Raw genomic sequence first — 17,951 nt, 5'->3', positions numbered from 1 at the left:
ATGATCAGGCGGCTAGCGCTTGAGGAGCCGGTGTGCTTTCCATCACCGGGGTGCCGTCCTTGAAGGGAATGCCCTTCAGAAGCGGTTCGATCCTGTCGACGCCGCGGATCTTCCTCCAGGTCTGCTCGGCCGCTTCGATCAGCTTGAACGCCATCGCGAGGAAGGTCGAGCGCGACAGACAGTTGCGCGTGCGGCTCGTGCGGTGGCGCACCGTCGCGAACGTCGATTCAATCGGATTCGTGGTCCGCACGTGCTGCCAGTGTTCGGCCGGGAAGTCGTAGAACGCGAGCAGTGCGTCGCGGTCTTTCGTGAGCTTCTCGACGGCCTTTGGGTACTTGGCCGCGTACGTGTCGACGAACTGGTTGAACGCGGCGATTGCGTCGGCTCTTGTCGCGGCATTCCAGATCTCGGCGAGCGCAACCTTGGCCTTGCCGTGCTGCGATTTGGGCATGACGTTGAGTATGTTGCCGATCTTGTGAAACCAGCAGCGCTGGTGCCGTGTCTGCGGGAACACCTCTTCAAGCGCCGCCCACAGCCCCATCGCGCCATCGCCGACGGCAAGCAGCGGCGGCGCCTGCAGACCTCGTTTCTTCAGATCGAGCAGCAGCTCTTTCCAGGATTCCTTCGATTCGCGATAGCCGTCGTTGAGCGCCACGCGCTCCTTGCTGCCGTCCGGTTTCACGCCGATGATCACCAGCAGGCACTGCCCGTCCGAATCCTCTGCGCGGGCTTGCGTATGGATGCCGTCGGCCCACCAGTAGACCCAGCGCGAGGTGGACAGGTCGCGCTTGTTCCACTTCTCGTACTCTTCTGACCAGGCGGCCTTCAGGCGGCTCACGACGCTCGCTGACAGCCCTTTAGCCTGTTCGCCGAGCAGCTCGGACAGTGCGTCGCCCATGTCGCCGGTTGAGACTCCTCGCAGGTACAGCCACGGCAGCGACGATGACACGCGCGGCGACTTGCGCACATAGGGCGGCACGATCGTCGAATTGAACTTGATGCCGGAGCCCGAACGATCGCGGACCTTCGGCACCTGAACGGGCACCGGACCGACTGCCGTGACGATCTCGCGCTCTGGCAGGTACCCGTTGCGCACGACAGCGCGCCGGCCATCGATCGTCTTCACATTCGAATACTGTTCGAGCATTGCCGCCAGTTCCGCCTCGATTGCCTGCTGGATGATCCGCCGCGCCCCTTGCTGGATCAGATCGTCCAGGCCGGGCGTACCCTTGATGTCTGCTTCTGTTGTTTGACTGCCGCTCGTATCCTGCGTAAGTTTCGCCATGGTGGTGGAGTTCGATTGAGGAAGTGTTACCGTGAGAAGCAACATTCTCCTTCAATCGCCACCGCCTTCTCCTGCCTCAACCCTACGCCGCATACACCACTTTCAACGATAGCTCGGGGCGTTCCGGTGATCGGCGAAGTGTACGAAGTCGACACATCACTCATCCCGATTTCCGAGGACATCGAACAGGTTCATCTGGACGATGACGAACTCGTCGCCGAACACGAAGTGTCGCTGAAGGTTGGCGGAAAGTGTTTGTCATGCCGTTTCTATCCCATTGCCGCATCCTCCGTCGAAGGTAAGGCCGAGATCCTGAGTGGCGATTGGGTAGCACACGGGTCTTCACGCCAAACGGCATCGATCGATCAACGGCCCACACGCAACGCATCCAAGCCGAGTTTCGTTCCAGCCTCTCTCCATGAACCATTCACTGAGCATCTGACGCAGTGACAGTCCGTGATTCGAGGCTCAACCCGTTTGCGGCCCGTTTGGGTGTTCAACTTCAACCTCCGCGCGACATACTATAAGAATCACTGATACTGCCGATTGATATGCTGTTTTCGTGAATTTGAGTCTCTACACTGGTTTCTGAAGGCGCCGGTAAGCGCCTCGGTGATAACTAAAGTCCCAGGAGACGAAAGTGAGCAAACAGATATTGCTGGAGGACGTTCCGCTGCGCGGCTTCCACCTGCGCGTGGCGTTCAGCGGTACAGGCGGACAGTTCAGCGACGGTTTCGTGCTGGGTATTATCGGAATCGCCGTGAGCATGGCGGCAGGCACACTTCACCTGAATGCGATCTGGATGGGTGCGCTTGGTGCGGCGTCCCTTGCCGGCCTCTTTTTCGGAAGCATGTTCGCCGGTCCCGTCGCGGACAGGTATGGCCGCCGCGCCATCTTCGCATTCGACATGCTGCTCTTTGCGGTGATATCCGCAGCCCAGTATTTCGTAACGTCGCCGACCCAACTGCTGGTATTGCGCTTGCTGCTTGGGCTTATTCTGGGCGCCGACTACGTCGTGAGTAAGTCGCTCGTAACGGAGTTTGCTCCGCGCCGCTATCGTGGCCGCCTCCTGAGCGTCCTCGCAGCGGCCTGGGCTGCTGGTTACGTGGGCGCTTACCTCGCTGGCTTTGCCATTCGCGATATGGGCCCGGATGCGTGGCGAATCATGCTGGCCGCCAGTGGGCTTCCGGCGCTGCTGATTCTGCCGTTTCGCCTAGGTGTACCCGAGTCACCGATGTGGCTGATGAAGCGTGGCCGGAAAGACGAGGCACTGGAAATCATACGTGCCAAATTCGGTCCGGAAACGACTTTGCTTGCGTCGACAGCAGTCCCCTCGCAACGCCGCGGCGCATGGTCGGAACTGTTCTCGGCCCGCTGGCGAAAGAACACCCTGGTCGGCTGCGTCTTTTATACGTGCCAGGTGATTCCGTATTTCGCGCTTGGTACGTTTTCTCCCAAGGTGCTTCAAGCCTTGCAGGTCAAAGACGGTTTCGTCGGCGGACTCGTTTATAACGTACTGCTTTTCGCCGGTGCAATATTTGGACTGCTGATCGCCGACAGACTTTCGCGCCGTGCATTTCTAATCGGGAGCTTCTATCTTGCCGCGCTCGGGCTCGCAGTGCTCGCATACGCCGGATTCGGACCGCTCGGCACGATACTCTCGTTCGGTATTTTCGCCTGCATCCTCTCGGCCGCGGCGAACCTCGAATTCGTCTACCCGCCCGAGCTTTTCCCGACCCATCTGCGCGCGTCGGGTGTAGGGCTGGCTGTTGCCTCCAGCCGATTCGGTTCCGCAATCAGCACATTCCTCCTGCCGGTGGCCGTACAACATGTCGGCATTCACGCGGCACTCGGCGCATGTGTTGCCGTATTGGTGGTCGGCGGTGTGTTCTGCCACTTGTTTGCACCGGAAACCGGCAGTGAGAATCTTTCGGATATGAGTACTGGCCATAGCGGAAATGAGGCGGCGCTCGACGGCGAGCGCAACATGAGCCTGCAGACGTCGGCGCGTCGCAACGGGCATGCTGGCGGTTGACATGCCGACGGGCGTTAGCGCACTCCGGGTGACGCCTGCTGAACGCAACTAGGGGAGCCCATCATGTCGTCCAACAAGCCAATTGATATGTACGCGGTACAGGTCTTCGTCGCGGTGGCAGAGGAAGGCAGCATGTCGGGGGCAGCCGCGCGCATGGGCATTTCCCAATCGGGTGTTTCGCAGATCATCCGGCAACTGGAAGATGAACTGGGAGTTGTGCTCGTCAATCGGACGACACGTCCCCTCGCGTTGACACCGTTCGGCATAGCGTTGAGGAATCGCGGAGCGGTGCTGAGCGAGGAAATCGCCAATCTGAAGGCTCAGGTTGTCGAAGCGGGGCGAGGAATCAAGCCGGACCTTCGCATCGGACTTGTCGACTCGTTTGCGGCCACGTGCGGCTCGGTTTTTACGAAGCGGTTGCTGGGAAAGGTATCGCAACTGTCGATACGTACGGGGTTGAGCCCGCAGCAAGGTGAGGCGCTGCTGCGGCGCGATCTGGATCTCATCGTTACGAGCGACGCGCTGATAGACGCCAACGACGTGGTGCGGTACCGCCTTTTTTCCGAGAAGTACCTTGTCATCACGCCCAAGGATCTTCGCAAGTCGGTCCGAACCGTGGAGGACATCAGAGCGTTGGCCAATGCGTTGCCCATCGTGCGCTTTAACCGGAATTCACAGGTTGGCATGCAGATCGAGCGCTATCTGCGGCGAATCGAAGTGCGTACGCCGACCCGGTTGGAACTAGACAACGCCGATGCGCTCACGTCGATGGTTGCCGAAGGCATCGGATGGGCCGTGACATCGCCGATGTGTCTGCTTCAGGGGGCGGCTTATGCAGATCAGGTGGCCACCCACGTTGTCGACAGGCTGGGCCTCGAACGGTCGCTGTATCTGGTGGCCCGCCGGGACGAATACAGTGCCTTCTTCGAAGACGCGTGTGACGCAGCACGCGAAGTTATCGAAACGTCGTTCCTGCCACGGGTAAGAAAGGCACTCGGCCAGGAAATTGAACAACTCATTGATGTTGGAAACAGGAACACACATGATCAGTCCAGCCAAAGCTGAAACGCGTACGGAACGCGACTATGTCGGCGAAGTCGATATCCCGTCTGACAAATTGTATGGCGTCAACTCGGTAAGGGGCGTCGACAACCTGACGGTTTCGCCGCTCAGCATTGCGCACTATCCGGCGTTCCGGGTGGCCTTCGCTCAGTGCAAATGGGCGGCTGCGCTCGCGAACCGGGACAACGGCGTGGTCACGCCGGAGCAATGCGATGCAATGAGTCGGGCATGTCAGGAGATCATTGAAGGCAAGTTCGATGACTCTCTGATCGTCGATCTGCTCGAGGGCTCGGGTGGAACCTCGACGAACATGAACTTCAACGAGGTTATCGCCAATCGGGCGCAACAGCATTTGGGCCATGCTCCCGGCTCGTATGACGTGATCCATCCCAACGACCATGTCAATCGATCTCAATCCACGAACGACGTATATCCGGCCGCGCTGAAGATTGCGACGTATGCGATGCTCGGGCCGCTCATCACGGAAGTAGAAAAGCTGGCCGAGCGATTCGGCAGCAAGGCTGCCGAGTTTGCCGACGTCCTCCACCTCGGTCGTACGTGTCTGCAGGATGCGCAGCCGATGCGTCTCGGCCAGCTCTTCGGCGGCTACTCGTCGCTTACACGACGTCTGGCGGAAGAACTGACGGCAGTGCGCGACAAACTGCGTACGCTCCCGCTGGGCGGCACGGCGATCGGCACGGGCTTTGGCGCGCCCGCTGGGTATCGGCCCGCCGTCTACCGGCACCTGTCGGATATCGCGGGCGTCGACTATGTTGCGCCGACCAACTCGTTCGACGCGATGCAGAATATGGACGTGTTCTCGCGTGTCTCGGGCGAGCTTCGTACCTGCGCATCATCCATCGCAAAGATCGCATCGGACCTGACAGTTCTGTCATCCGGTCCGGTGGGTGGATTGGGGGAATTGCGCCTGCCCGAAGCGCAAGCCGGCTCGTCGATCATGCCGGGCAAGGTCAATCCGGTCCTGCCGATGGCCATGATCCAGCTGAGTTTTGCGGTGATCGGCAATGACGTCGCGGTGGCTCAGGCCGTCCAGTATGGCGAACTGGAAATCAATCACTTCGAGCCTGTCGTGGCGTCCCGCGTGTTCGACAGCATCATGCTGCTAACCAACGGCATTCAGCGGTTCACGCAGAAGTGTGTTGCCGGCATCACGGCAGACGTCGCGCGCAATGAGCAACATCTGATGGATTCGATGGCTGTGGCCACGGCGCTCGTGCCCAAACTTGGATATGCGCGTGTGAGCAAGCTGGCGCGCCAGTCGGTTGCGGACGGTCGACCGCTGGCGGCTATCCTCGAGGAATCTGGCCTGCTGTCTCGCGACGACACTTTGTCGGCTATCGACCAGGCTTCGTACCCGGTCTTCGAGGTGCATCGGCGACTGTAACTGGAAGGGTCCTGGCCGACCGCGAGTTCGCGGCCGGCCTTCGCAACATTCTGGATCGAATGGGAAATGATAGAAAGGGACGAACTGCTCGAACTGCTCGAGCAACGGCATGTGCCGTTTGCTTGCGAATACCACGAACCGGTGTTCAACATGGCGGAATCGGGAGCACTCAACCTCTCATTGGCAGGTGCACGCTGCAAGAATCTCTTGCTGCAGGACAAGTTGGGGGCGTTGTACCTTGTGGTGACGACTGCGCAGAAGTCGCTGGATCTGTCGGCTGTTGCGAGAACGCTGAACAGCAAGCGTCTGTCGTTCGTTTCGGCCGACCGCCTGTTCGGCCTACTGGGTGTTCGGCCGGGATCATTGAGCCCACTCGCGTTGATCAATGACCACGCGCGCAACGTTCGCCTCGTAATCGACGAGGATTTGGCCCACGAACGGATCTTTTTGTTTCATCCGCTCGATAGCACCGCTACGATCGCGCTGTCGCGGCGAGACTTCGAGGTATTCCTGCATGGCATCGGCCACGCTCCCTCGTGGCAAGCCCTCGGAGCGCGACCGGCGGCTTGAAACGGAGCTAATGTCGGAAGTGGTGTACGGCGGTGTGGAGCGGAATCGGCGGGAGGCGGTGGCGATTGCAGGAGAATGTTGCTTTCCAAGGTAACGAACCCAGCAACCAATCCACCACCATGGCGAAACGTAATCGGGAAGCGAACGACAGTCAAGCAACGGAAACAGAATTCAAGGGGCCCGTCGGCCTGGACGAGTTGATCCAGCAAGGCGCGCGGCAGATTATCCAGCAAGCGATCGAGGCGGAATTGAAGGCATTGCTCGAGCAATATTCGAACGTGAAGACGCTGGACGGCCGGCGGGCGATCGTGCGCAACGGCTATCTGCCTGAGCGAGACGTTGTCACGGCAATCGGACCGGTAACGGTCCAGGTGCCGAAGGTCCGCGATCGCTCGGGCTCGGGGGTAAAGTTCAACTCGGAGATCGTGCCGCCCTACGTGCGCAAGTCGCCGCGTGTGTCGTCGGCGCTGCCGTGGCTGTATCTGCGCGGCGTCTCGACCGGCGACATGAGCGAAGCGCTCAGCGTATTGCTCGGCGACCAGGCGAAAGGCCTGTCGGCAAATACCGTCATTCGTCTCAAAGCGATCTGGGCGGACGAATTCGCGCAATGGAACAATCGGGACTTGTCGGCGGCCCGCTGGGTCTACTGGTGGGCCGACGGCATTCATACTGGGGCGCGCAGCGAGGATTCCGACGGGCAATGTCTGCTGGTGATCATCGGCGTGAAGCCAGACGGCAGCAAGGAACGCGTCGCGCTCGCCGACGGCTACCGCGAGTCGAAGGATTCGTGGGTCGAGCTACTGCTCGATCTGAAGGCTCGCGGTCTACAAGCCGGCCCACTGCTAGCCGTCGGCGACGGCGCGATGGGCTTGTGGGCGGCACTCGAGGAAGTGTTCCCGCAGACGCGGCACCAGCGCTGCTGGTTTCACAAGATCGGCAACGTGCTCAACGCGTTGCCGAAGTCGCAGCAGGGCAAGGCCAAGGCCGCGCTCGCGGAGATCTGGAACGCCGCGACGCGCGCCGATGCGATCGTCGCCTACGATCAGTTCGTCGCGACCTATACGGCCAAATATCCGAAAGCTGTCGAGAAGGTCACGAAGGATCGCGACGAGCTGCTCGCGTTTTACGACTTCCCGGCCGAGCACTGGCAGCATGTGCGCACGACGAATCCGATCGAGTCGACCTTCGCGACGGTCCGCCACCGCACGACCCGCACGCGAAACTGTCTGTCGCGCGCGACCTTCCTCGGCATGGCCTTCAAGCTCATCGAAGCAGCAGAGGAATCATGGCGCCGCATTCGCGGTGTCGACAAAATCGAACAGATCTTGAACGGCGTGCCCTTCAAGGACGGAACACCGGTGACCGAGAGCACACCGGCTCCTGCTCAACCGCTTGCCGCTTGATCATGCTGCTCGACTGTCGTACACCACATTTGACATTAGCTCCTTGAAACGCCGCCTTATGTACGCAGAGATCTGAATGCCGCAAAGGCAGATCAAGTAACGCTCCCTATTCCGGTTGAATCCGCCATCTGGTGCGATTGGCTGAAACTGGCGGCGCACCCCGACGCTGGCGCATGTAACGGCCGCGAATTCCCGTTGTCCATACGCAGTCTCCCAATCATGAAGCGTAGCCACACCGGGGAGCCTCTTTCCGTTCGGCCAGGAGGGTTCGGAAAGTCACCGGATAAGCTATCTGAAAACTCGAGCCCATACCGCCCGAAGGCGTCGTGCGCGGTCTTCGAAGAGATATGAGGCCGCCAGTGTCAAGAGACCTGAAATTGCACCCGTCGCGATGTGCTCGACGTAGGGGATACGGTAGTGACTCGTGTGCGAGTAGGCGTCGCCTAGCGTTGTCAGGAAGCCAACGACCAGCGCATTGCCGTATCGATGCGCGTAGAGTTTCGCCGCGGGCGTGAAAGTCAAAAGTACAGCCAGGAGTCCGGTAAGCAGACCGGTATGAAATGCAATCGTCCAATGGGCGAGGCTCGTGATACTGCCCCAGCTCCCCGGCATGCAGGTCATGCACGCACTGGTCGGCTGCCAGAAACGCTGGATAAACAGTCTGACGCGGTGCTTCCACTCGGTTGACATGATGTATTCCCGTCAATGCCGTCGCCACGGCCGACGCCACCACACGTCTCGTTGAAGCAGTTTCCAAACCCTTTAACGATCTTGCCGCCCTCGCCACGGATGGGTTGACAGTTCGCCGCAGAGGCCGAGCAATAACTTGGACATGGGGAAATACTACTCCACGATTAGACGGCCGCTGTTTCGACTGGGACCGGAATTCAACGCTTGCGTTTATCGGTGCGATCTCGTCCATGACGGGCGTCGAACGAGCGCTTCCGCGTGACGTCGGCGTCCGGCATCGACGGATTGAATCCGCAGCCGAACCCAGCCGCTTGCCGTTCCAGCCGTCCGCAAAGGGCTCCACCCGACCGCAACGAAGAAACAGCGGGATTGCAAGAAAGCCGCCATTCCGTGCAGCCTTACACGTGGCCGGCATTGACGTCCGACCGGCCGTCCAATTACGCTCCGGCGTGGATCCGACATCAAGGAGCGCCAATGAACGACGACGCGACAGAACAGGTGATTGCGCTGGCCAAACACGTCGTCAGTCACATGCAGGCGACATTTCCAGGTTGGCGCGAAGTCTATTTCGTTTTGACGCGCCGAGCGATTCCCAGTACGGGGTGCGAGCGTCCTACGCCACGACAGGCGGCATCGAATTGATCCCGACGATGCAGCATCGGGATTTCATTGACGGCATTGTGCGCATCGGCGTGCAACTGCGCGACGCGTTATCGAACAACGGAAAGAAATTTCGCGTCTGCCTCCTTCGTGCCAACTCTCGGTATTCCTATCGAATGGATTACGAGTGGAACGACTCCACGAGATGGAACATCACCAAACTCAACGGGGCGTCGGGCCTTCCGGATGGACTGGATGCGCTCGACCCCACTGGGCTGATGCCGCGTTTCGTTGACCGGGAATGCGTTCCTGGCGCCGAACGTGGTGGGCACGCTCAATGTGCTGCCACGGAACCGGACTTTCGTGCACGGACGGGCGGAGCCGGCGGCGTTCGTCGAACTGAAGCTTCCCGCCGTGGCGCTCGCGGCGCCCGACAGGCAGCGGCAATTCGTCGAACGGGCGACCGCGATCGTGCTGCGCCGGGCCGGCGGGCGGCTGACGCCGGCGCAAGTGTGGGTGAACGTCGTTCATGCCGTCGACGGCGGATGGGGCATTGCCGGACGACGCTTCGACAACGCATCGCTTGTCGATTCGATCCAGAGTGCGGCTGCTGCTGTGCAGTAACTGCAACTAACGGTCAAGCCGTCATGCGGTGACCAACGGTGCGGCGGCGATCGCCACCGCACCGGTTACGTGGTTTCGCCGGCAGCGCGCAGCGCGCGCACCAGTTCGCTGGCCGCCTTGCCGAGCCCTGTGTGCTTCGGCCGCCGCAGGTACACGGGCAGCGGCAGCCCGTTGCGGATGTTCGCGAACACGAGCGGCGCGAGTTCGCCGTCGGCGACGTATCGGCCGATCATCGATGCGGGCAGGTTCGCCCAGCCGTGACCGGCTGTCACGAGCGCGATCGCCGTGGCCATGTCGGTCACCTTCCACGTGCGGTTGCCGATGACGGGCTGCACGTCGGTCAGCGGCCGCCCCGGATCGACGATCACGATCTGCCGGAAACCCGACAGCCGCTCGATCGCTTCAGGATGCGCTGCTTCGGCGATCAGCGGATGGCTCGGCGCGGCGACTGCAATGAGCGTTTCCGTCCACAGCGCGTGGATCTGTTCCTGCGGATGCAGGTCGAGTCCGCCGTATGCGATGCACAGATCGACGGCGCCACGATGCAGCGCGTCGACGATCGCGTCCTGCGGCGCCGTGACGACGCTGATCGCGAGCGCCGGATATTTCGCGGCGACGGCCGTCAGCGCGCGGGCGACGGGTGCGCCGTCGAGTTCCGCCGCAAGCCCGAGCCGCAGCGTGTCCTCGACGCCTTCCGACAGATGCTGCGCATGCGCGCGCAGCGCGTGCAGCCGTTCGGCGATCGAGCGTGCATCGGGCAGCAGCGCGGCCATCGCGGCGGTCGGCGTCGGTTCGCGCGTGCCGCGGTCGAACAGCACGAGATCGAGTTCGGCCTCGAGGTTCGCGATCGCCATGCTGACCGCCGACGGCGTGCGGCCGAGCGCGCGCGCGGCCGCTGAAAACGAGCCTTTGTCGATGACGGTCAGCAGCATGTCGATATGGTCGCTGGTCAGCACGCGATACCTCCTGTCAGAAAAATCGAAAGGACCTGACTTTTGCGCACAGGGTACCCGCTGCTAGTCTCGCCACCTTGTTCGATTCGAAGGGGATGTTCATGCAAGGCTGGAAGCGACGCATAGTCTACGTCGTGATGTTCGAGGTGCTCGGCATCCTGATCGCGTCGACGGTGCTCGGCGTGCTGAGCGGCGCGAGCGCCGAAACGAGCGGCCTGCTGGGCGTGATGATCTCGACGACGGGCGTCACCGTCAATTTCCTGTACAACCTCGCGTTCGAGGCGTGGGAGCGGCGGCGCGCGGCGACGACGCGCACCGTGGGGCGCCGCGTGCTGCACGCGGTCGGTTTCCAGGTCGCGCTGGTGACGTTCCTGATCCCGCTGATCGCGTGGTGGCTCGACGTGTCGCTGGTGCAGGCGTTCCTGTTCGACGCGGTGCTGATCGTGTTCTTCCCGATCTTCACGTTCGTGTACAACTGGTCGTTCGACAGCGTGTTCGGGCTGCCGGATGCGGTGACGCGGAAGGCGAAACCGGCGGCGTAACCGGGCGCCCTCGATGCGGACGGGCGCCCGCATCGTCCGGGGAATGGAGCGGTGAAGATCGGGCGGAACGAACGCCGCCCGGGAAATTACGCGGCGACGAACTCGTGCACGTAACGGTTGAACACCGCCGGGCTCGCCGCATTCATCCCGTGCGATGCGCCGGCGACGGTCTGCCGTTGCGCATCGCCGATCCACTGCGACAGCGTGTCGACGTTGTTGCGGAACATCTTCGGGCTGCGCTGGCCGTCGATCAGCAGCGTGCGGCATGCGATATCGCCGGCCGTGTGCTGCGAATACGCGGGCAGCGGGTCGCGCAACTGCTTCGGCAGCGTGCTCGCGTTGTCGATCGCCATCGTGCGGAAGCGCGACGTGCTCTTTTTCCATGCGCCGGGCAGGCTCACCGAATCGACGAACATCTCGAGACCGGATTCGACGTCGCCTTGCCCGATCAGGCTCACGGCCTTCGTGCGCAGCGCGATCGCGGCGGCCGGCAGCGCGGCTTCGCGCACGCCCTGCTGCTGCAGCGGGCCGCCCGGATCGGCGAGCGTCAGCGTGTCGACGAGGTGCGGATGCTGGCGCGCGACGTTGAACGCGACGCTGCCGCCACGCGAATGGCCGACCAGGTGCACGGGGCCGAGATCGAGTGCGTCGATGAATTCGGCGAGCTCGTCGACGTGGTTCTGCCAGCTGAACTCGTCCTGGATGCCCGCTTCGACGGCCGGCCAGTAATGGCTGAGGCTCGGCGCGATGCAGCGGTAGTGGGCCGACAGCGACGCAAGCTGCGGATCCCAGTAGCGGTAGTCGCAAAGCGAGCCGTGCACGAACACCATCGGCGCGCCGCTGCCCCGCTCGACATACGGCAGGCTGATGCCTGACGAAAGCGTCGCAAATTGCAGGTCGGGGTTCGCGAGCACGGACGGCTCGATTCGCATGTTCATGACTGAAAGACTCAAAGGTGCGTCAACACGACGCAACTATGCATCACGGCGACCTGCAAGGAAAACGCATAATTTTCATCGTGACGATCAATTTTATTGATGGCTGCTCCGCAAACCCCTGTCGGAGCGTGGCCATATGTCGAAGCCTTCAATCATCTGACGATTGATTTCGGCGGAGAAAGGGCGTGCGGCGGCCTGCGCACACGCGCAAACGCACCGGAAAAGAGGGGAGGCAGGGGGCTGCGCGTCAGCGCACCGTCAACGCGGGCGCGGCCCGAAGCTCGACGGGCAGATCGTTGTCGGTCGCGAACTGCATCGCGAAGTCGAACGCGTCGGCGCACACGTCGCGCAATTCGTCCGACACGAACAGGCATTTGACGCCGCCGTCGACGACCGGCATCGCGAGCCGCGACAGCGCGCACGGATAGCCGGGCCGCCGTTCGCCGACGAACAGCGTGATGACGCCCGCGAGGCGCTCGGGCCAGTCGCTCGGGCGGAAGGTCTTCCGCGCGCGCGTGACGCCGCGGATCAGGTGGCCGTGGGTTTGGCCGTGGGTTGGGCCAATGAGGCGGCCGTGTTCAGTGACTTCGATGCGATCCATGCCGTGGTGCGTGTCCTTGTCCGCGTCATTCGCCGCCGTCGGCCGCCGCGTCGCCGCGCGCGGGAATCCGCAGGTTGCGCAGCTTGTGATAGAGCGTCTTCTTCGGCATGCCGAGCGCGACGCTTGCGTCCGCAACGTTGCCGTGGTGACGCTGCAGCATGTCCTCGATCAGCATCCGTTCGAAATACGCGAGCTGTTCCGCGAGCGTGCCGCCCACGGCGGGCGCGCCGCCCGACGACAGCAGGCTGTCGCCGGTCAGCCCGAGCACGAAGCGATCGGCCACGTTCTGCAGCTCGCGCACGTTGCCGGGCCACGCGTGCGTCATCAGTTCGGATACCTGCGCAGCCGTGACGACCGGCGCCGGCTGCCCGAAGCGCCGCGCGGCCGCGAGCACGAAATGCTCGAACAGCAGCGGCACGTCCTCGCGCCGCTCGCGCAACGGCGGCAGCTCGATCTGCGCGACGTTGAGGCGATACAGAAGATCCGCACGAAAACGCCCGTCGGCCGCGAGTTCGGCGAGATCGGCCTTCGACGCGGCAACCACGCGGCAGTCGACCGGAATCAGCTCGTTCGCCCCGAGCCGCTCGACCACGCGCTCCTGCAGCACGCGCAGCATCTTGATCTGCAGCGAAATCGGCATCGTCTCGATCTCGTCGAGGAACAGCGTGCCGCCGTGCGCCCATTCGATCTTGCCGATGCGCTTCTTGATCGCGCCGGTGAACGCGCCGGCCTCGTGGCCGAACAGTTCGCTCTCGAAGATCTGCTCGGGCAGGCCGCCGCAGTTCAGCGCGACGAAATGCGCATCGCGCCGGCTGCCGAAGTCGTGCAGGCTGCGCGCGATCAGTTCCTTGCCGGTGCCGGTTTCGCCGGTGATCAGCACCGACACCGACGTATCGGCGAGGCGCAGGATCTTCTTGCGCACGTCGGCCATCGCAGGCGACTTGCCGAGCACGTACGCCTCGATGCCCTGCCAGTTGTCGAGCGCCGCGCGCAGCCCCTGCACCTCGAGCGTCAGGCGGCGCTTCTCGACCGCGCGCGCGACGCGGCCGGCGATCACGTCCGACGAGAACGGCTTCTCGATGAAGTCGTACGCACCGACCTGCATCGCGCCGACGGCCGTCGAGATATCCGCGTGGCCGCTGATCAGCACGACCGGGATCTGCGCATCGACGGCCATCACGCGATCGAGCAGCTGCAGCCCGTCGATGCCCGGCATCCGCACGTCCGACACGATCACCACCGGCGCGCCGGGTGCGACGTGCGCGAGCGCGTCGGCGGCCGACGCGAACGCGTCGACCGGGAACCCGGCGAGCGCGACGGCCTGCTCGACGCCGATCCGGACGTTTTCATCGTCCTCGACGACCAGCACCCGAATCTCATCTTCCATGCTCTGTCCTTTGCAGCGTCGCCGCCGCGAATTCGATACTGAACTGCGCGCCGCCTTCGTCGCGGTTCGTCGCGGCGATCTTCGCGCCGAACGCCTCGACGATGCGCGACGTGATCGCGAGGCCGAGCCCGAGGCCCTGGCCGCGCGGCTTGGTCGTGACGAACGGCTCGAACAGGTGCGGCAGCACGTCGGGCGCGATGCCGGCGCCGCTGTCGGCGATCGTGAAGCGCACGCGGCCGGCTTCGTCCGGCTCGGCCGCCTCGATGACGATGCGGCGCACGGGCGCGTCGTGCACCGCGTCGAGCGCGTTGCCGAGCAGGTTCACGATAACCTGCTGCAACTGGCTCGATTCAGCGGACACCGCCGTGCCGGGCGCGATGTTCACGTCGAGCCGCACGCCTTCGTCGCGGATTCGCGCGTCGTAGATGAGCCGCGCATGCGCAACGGCCTCGTTCAGCGACACCGCGACGCGCTCGACGTCGGGCTTGCGCGCGAAGGTTTTCAGCTCGCCGGTGAGCACGGCCATGCTGTCGACGAGCTTGCCGATCCGTTCGAGATTGGCATCCGCCTGCGCCGGCTGGCCGCGCGCGAAGAACGTGCGCGCGTTGTCGCACAGCGTGCGGATCGCGACGAGCGGCTGGTTCAGCTCGTGCGTGAGGCCGGCGGCCATCTGCCCGAGCACCGCGAGCTTGCCCGCGTGCACGACTTCCTGCTGCGAATCGCGCAGCCGCTGCTCGGTGCGCTCGCGCTCGTCGATCTCGCGCTGCATCCGCTCGTTCGCGGCCGTCAGCGCGGCCGTGCGCTGCGCGACGGTCAGTTCGAGCCGGTCGTTCGCGCGGCGCAGCGCATCCTGTGCGCTCAGCCGCGCGACGATTGCCCGGCGGCGCTGGATCGCGTAGCCGGCCAGCAGCGCGGCGATCAGGAACGCGCCCGTGACGAACACGAACGCCGTCTGCTGCTGGCGCCGCGCGCCCGCGACGTCGAGCAGCACCATCAGCGAATCGCCGGCCTGCGGCGCGGGCCGCGACATCACCAGATAGCGCGTGCTGCGGCCGGCGCGGCGCGGATCGGGGAACGCGCCGAGCCACGCGGCCGCGCTGCGCTCGCCGATGTGGCGGTACGGCAGCGCGTCGACGGTACGGCCCGCGTATTGGCGCGACGCTTGGATGTCGTGCTGCTGCTGCGCGGTGATCGGGCGCAGCGCGGTGAATTTCCATGCGGGTTCGGTCGAAATCACGACCACGCCGTTGCTGTCGACGACCATCGCGGCGACACCCGGCGCGCGCCATGCCGATTCGAGCGAATCGACGCTGATCTTCACGGCGGCCACGCCGATCGGCACGCCGTCGTCGCGCACCGCGCTGGCGAAGTAGACGCCCGGCACGCCCGTGTTGGTGCCGATGCCGAAGAAGCGGCCGCTGCCGCGCGCGAGCGCGTCCTTGAAGTACGGCCGGTACGACACGTTGGTGCCGACGAAGCTGATCGTCTCGTTCCAGTTGCTGGCGGCGATCACTTCGCCCTGCAGGTCGATCACGTCGACCGCGCCGCTGCCCGCGTCACGGTTCACGGCTTCGAGGTACGTGTTCACCTTGTGCACGAGGTCGGGCGCGTCGTGCGGCGCGGCCTTCAGCATCGCGCGCACGCCGTCCTGCCGCGCGACCAGGCCGGGCAGGATCTCGAAGCGGCCGAGCTCGCTCTTCAGGCTCGACGCGTACAGGTCGAGCCGGTGCGCGCCGGTTTCCTCGAGCGCGTCGATCGCGCGTTCCCATGCGAAATCGACGGCCGCGGCGGCCACGCCGACATACAGCACGGCGGTCAACGCCCAACCCCACCACGGGATTCCCTTGAAGCTCTTCTGCACGTTCGCCCTCATCGAAGCCCGCAACCGGTCGTCAGCAACCGCGTCGCCGGAACGACGCGCGCCGCGCGCCGGCAAAGCCGGCGGCGGCGCGTGCGAAGCGGTCTGCGCGACGGTGCGCGCGGCGGAGCGTCACCCGAAGTGCGCGACCAGGATCAGCGTCACCGTGACGACGATCGCGCCGCCGATGCGCGTCGCGATCTGCGCGAACGGCATCAGCTGCATCCGGTTCGCGGCGGTCAGGATCGCGACGTCGCCGGTGCCGCCTTGCCCGCTATGGCACGCGTTCACGATTGCGGTGTCGATAGGGTACATCTTCATCAGGCGGCCGACCACGAAACCGGTGCCCATCAGCGTCGCGACGGTCGACACGATCGTCACGACGTTGACGATCGTGAATGCGGCGGTCAGCTTGTCCCACGGCGTCATCGCGACGCCGATCGCGAACAGCAGCGGATACGTGACGGCGGTCGAGAAGAACTTGTAGACGACGAACGCGCCTTCCTGCAGCGGCGGCGACACCGCGCGCGCGAGCTTCACGAGCACCGCGAGGAACAGCATCGCGACCGGCGCGGGCAGGCCGAACAGCTTGTGTGCCATCAGGCCGACGAGGTACAGCGTGATCGCCGTGATGCCGGCGCCCGCGATGTGCGTGACGTCGACGTGGCCGCGGATTTCTTCGTTTTCCGGCGTCATGTCGCCGGTTTCGCCGACCTGCAGGCGGCCGTTGCCGGTCAGGTGCGGCAGGCGCTTGCCGAGCATGTCGAGCGCGCCCGACAGGATGATCGCGGTCAGGCTGCCGAGCATCACCGGCGGCAGCACCATCGCGAACATCTCGCCCTGCGGCAGGTGCATCAGTTCCGAATAGCCGATCGACAGCGGAATCGCGCCTTCGCCGACGCCGCCGGCCATGATCGGCACGACGATGTACAGCAGCGTGTGGCGCGCGCCGAGGCCGAGCGCGGTGCCCACCGCCGTGCCGACGATCGCCGCGGCGACCGAGCCGACGGCGAGCGGGATGAAGATCTTCAAGAAGCCCTGGATCAGCACGCGGCGGTCCATGCTCAGGATGCTGCCGACGATGATCGACGCAATGAACAGGTACAGGAAGTTGGTCGACTTCGTGAATTCGACCGTCAGGTTCAGCACCGGCTTCGGCAGCAGGTGGTAGTACGTGAGCGCCGACGGCACGAAGGTCGCGAAGATCGCGGCCGCGCCGATGTTGCGCAGCAGCGGCAGGCGCTTGCCGAGTTCGGCGCACGTGAAGCCGAAGAACGCGAGCACGGCGATCGCCATCGAGATCTCGCCGGGCACCTTGCCCGTCACCGCGAAGCCGACGATCAACCCGAACAGGATCACGTAGACCGGCAGCGGGATGATGCCGATGCGGATTTCCATCAGCTTCCACCAGCCTTCCGGCCAGAAGCGTGCGCGCGTGGCGGGGCCGGCTTCGGCAATCGGCTCGGGATGGGACGGGGTATGGATAGAGGTCTGCAAGACGTGTCTCCTGATGTTGGAATGCCTGCTTTGCTTCGCGGCATCGTGTGCCGACTATTACGCAACCTCCGTGCCAAGGTGTCGGCCTGTCGGCTTGTTTGCAGATCGTTGATTCATAAGGGATTTGTATCGTCTGCGGAAAGGGCGGCGCGAAGGCCGTTCCGAGATTTCGGAATTCGTGCGGCGGGCAGGCCGAGATTTCGGCCGGATGGCCGGCCGGGCCCCCGGCCGCGCCCGATCGACCGCCATATCGCCGCGCGCGATTTTCTTCGCACAATCGCTTCGTAGACCGCCCCCTCGCCGCTCTCTATCATCGGCTGATCCTTTTCCGATGCGACGACGACTGTCCGGAGAACGCCCGCGCGTTCGCCGCGGCGTCGCTCATCCGTCGATACCGTCTTTGGACAGGAGAGTGGTTTCCATGCTGCATGCCGTTTTTTCCGCCCGCTTTTCCTCCGGCCGCTTCGCGAGGCCGGCCCGCCTGCTGGCGGCCGTGCTGCT

At 63.8% G+C, this 17,951-nt stretch carries 17 protein-coding genes; 9 read left to right on the top strand and 8 right to left on the bottom strand.

Annotated elements, in window-relative coordinates; translation table 11 throughout:
- Positions 1–4: 4 nt before the first annotated feature.
- Positions 5–1,330: an IS256 family transposase gene (locus FPJ27_RS17775; RefSeq protein WP_239483157.1), complete on the bottom strand. Its 1,326-nt coding sequence runs from the start codon at positions 1,328–1,330 to the stop codon at positions 5–7.
- 81 nt (positions 1,331–1,411) lie between these two features.
- Here FPJ27_RS17775 and FPJ27_RS17770 point away from each other — a divergent pair, with 81 nt between their 5' ends.
- The 6 genes from FPJ27_RS17770 (at position 1,412) to FPJ27_RS17745 (ending at position 7,760) form a co-directional block, all read left to right on the top strand.
- Positions 1,412–1,735: a hypothetical protein gene (locus tag FPJ27_RS17770; RefSeq protein WP_204421990.1), complete on the top strand. Its 324-nt coding sequence runs from the start codon at positions 1,412–1,414 to the stop codon at positions 1,733–1,735.
- Positions 1,736–1,925: 190 nt separating this feature from the next.
- Positions 1,926–3,320 (top strand): MFS transporter, encoded by a 1,395-nt coding sequence (locus FPJ27_RS17765; protein ID WP_204421989.1) that lies wholly within the window; start codon positions 1,926–1,928, stop codon positions 3,318–3,320.
- Positions 3,321–3,383: 63 nt separating this feature from the next.
- Complete coding sequence (locus tag FPJ27_RS17760) at positions 3,384–4,385, top strand: LysR family transcriptional regulator (RefSeq protein WP_204421988.1); 1,002 nt, start codon at positions 3,384–3,386, stop codon at positions 4,383–4,385.
- A complete protein-coding gene (locus tag FPJ27_RS17755; RefSeq protein WP_204421987.1) occupies positions 4,363–5,787 on the top strand; it encodes an aspartate ammonia-lyase in 1,425 nt (474 codons plus the stop codon). Before FPJ27_RS17760 ends, FPJ27_RS17755 begins: the two co-directional genes overlap by 23 nt.
- A 66-nt stretch (positions 5,788–5,853) precedes the next feature.
- Entirely contained in the window at positions 5,854–6,357 is a 504-nt protein-coding gene (locus tag FPJ27_RS17750; protein ID WP_204421986.1) for a prolyl-tRNA synthetase associated domain-containing protein, read from the top strand.
- A gap of 119 nt (positions 6,358–6,476) precedes the next feature.
- Entirely contained in the window at positions 6,477–7,760 is a 1,284-nt protein-coding gene (locus tag FPJ27_RS17745; protein ID WP_204420906.1) for an IS256 family transposase, read from the top strand.
- 288 nt (positions 7,761–8,048) lie between these two features.
- On the opposite strand, the gene FPJ27_RS36575 is transcribed toward FPJ27_RS17745, so the two are convergent.
- Positions 8,049–8,450 (bottom strand): hypothetical protein, encoded by a 402-nt coding sequence (locus FPJ27_RS36575; RefSeq protein ID WP_239483224.1) that lies wholly within the window; start codon positions 8,448–8,450, stop codon positions 8,049–8,051.
- A gap of 474 nt (positions 8,451–8,924) precedes the next feature.
- Between FPJ27_RS36575 and FPJ27_RS17740 the strand changes: the two genes are divergently transcribed.
- The gene (locus tag FPJ27_RS17740; RefSeq protein ID WP_204421985.1) at positions 8,925–9,092 is read left to right on the top strand and encodes a hypothetical protein; all 168 of its coding nucleotides are present in this window, start codon (positions 8,925–8,927) and stop codon (positions 9,090–9,092) included.
- Positions 9,093–9,341: 249 nt separating this feature from the next.
- Positions 9,342–9,674, top strand: coding sequence for a Tautomerase enzyme (locus FPJ27_RS17735; RefSeq protein WP_204421984.1), 333 nt, complete (start codon positions 9,342–9,344; stop codon positions 9,672–9,674).
- Positions 9,675–9,739: 65 nt separating this feature from the next.
- Here FPJ27_RS17735 and FPJ27_RS17730 read toward each other — a convergent pair whose 3' ends face one another.
- Positions 9,740–10,630, bottom strand: coding sequence for a LysR family transcriptional regulator (locus tag FPJ27_RS17730; protein ID WP_204421983.1), 891 nt, complete (start codon positions 10,628–10,630; stop codon positions 9,740–9,742).
- 98 nt (positions 10,631–10,728) lie between these two features.
- On the opposite strand from FPJ27_RS17730, the gene FPJ27_RS17725 reads away from it, so the two are divergent.
- Positions 10,729–11,169, top strand: a complete 441-nt coding sequence (locus tag FPJ27_RS17725) for a PACE efflux transporter (RefSeq protein WP_204421982.1) — start codon at positions 10,729–10,731, stop codon at positions 11,167–11,169.
- 86 nt (positions 11,170–11,255) lie between these two features.
- Here the strand turns inward: FPJ27_RS17725 and FPJ27_RS17720 are convergent, their stop codons facing one another.
- The 5 genes from FPJ27_RS17720 to FPJ27_RS17700 form a co-directional block, all read right to left on the bottom strand.
- The gene (locus tag FPJ27_RS17720) at positions 11,256–12,107 is read right to left on the bottom strand and encodes an alpha/beta hydrolase (protein ID WP_204421981.1); all 852 of its coding nucleotides are present in this window, start codon (positions 12,105–12,107) and stop codon (positions 11,256–11,258) included.
- A 247-nt stretch (positions 12,108–12,354) separates the two neighbouring features.
- Positions 12,355–12,708, bottom strand: a complete 354-nt coding sequence (locus tag FPJ27_RS17715) for a DUF3579 domain-containing protein (RefSeq protein ID WP_204421980.1) — start codon at positions 12,706–12,708, stop codon at positions 12,355–12,357.
- A 25-nt stretch (positions 12,709–12,733) separates the two neighbouring features.
- Positions 12,734–14,095 (bottom strand): sigma-54 dependent transcriptional regulator, encoded by a 1,362-nt coding sequence (locus FPJ27_RS17710; protein WP_204421979.1) that lies wholly within the window; start codon positions 14,093–14,095, stop codon positions 12,734–12,736.
- Complete coding sequence (locus FPJ27_RS17705; RefSeq protein ID WP_204421978.1) at positions 14,085–15,968, bottom strand: ATP-binding protein; 1,884 nt, start codon at positions 15,966–15,968, stop codon at positions 14,085–14,087. Before FPJ27_RS17705 ends, FPJ27_RS17710 begins: the two co-directional genes overlap by 11 nt.
- 117 nt (positions 15,969–16,085) lie before the next feature.
- A complete protein-coding gene (locus FPJ27_RS17700) occupies positions 16,086–17,450 on the bottom strand; it encodes a 2-hydroxycarboxylate transporter family protein (protein ID WP_072444572.1) in 1,365 nt (454 codons plus the stop codon).
- Between the last annotated feature and the right edge of the window lie 501 nt (positions 17,451–17,951).

This window comes from Burkholderia sp. MS455, assembly GCF_016899445.1.
Lineage (GTDB): Bacteria > Pseudomonadota > Gammaproteobacteria > Burkholderiales > Burkholderiaceae > Burkholderia > Burkholderia pyrrocinia_C.
Note: the sequence above shows the minus strand (reverse complement) of the source record. Positions and strands in the feature narration are given on the sequence as shown.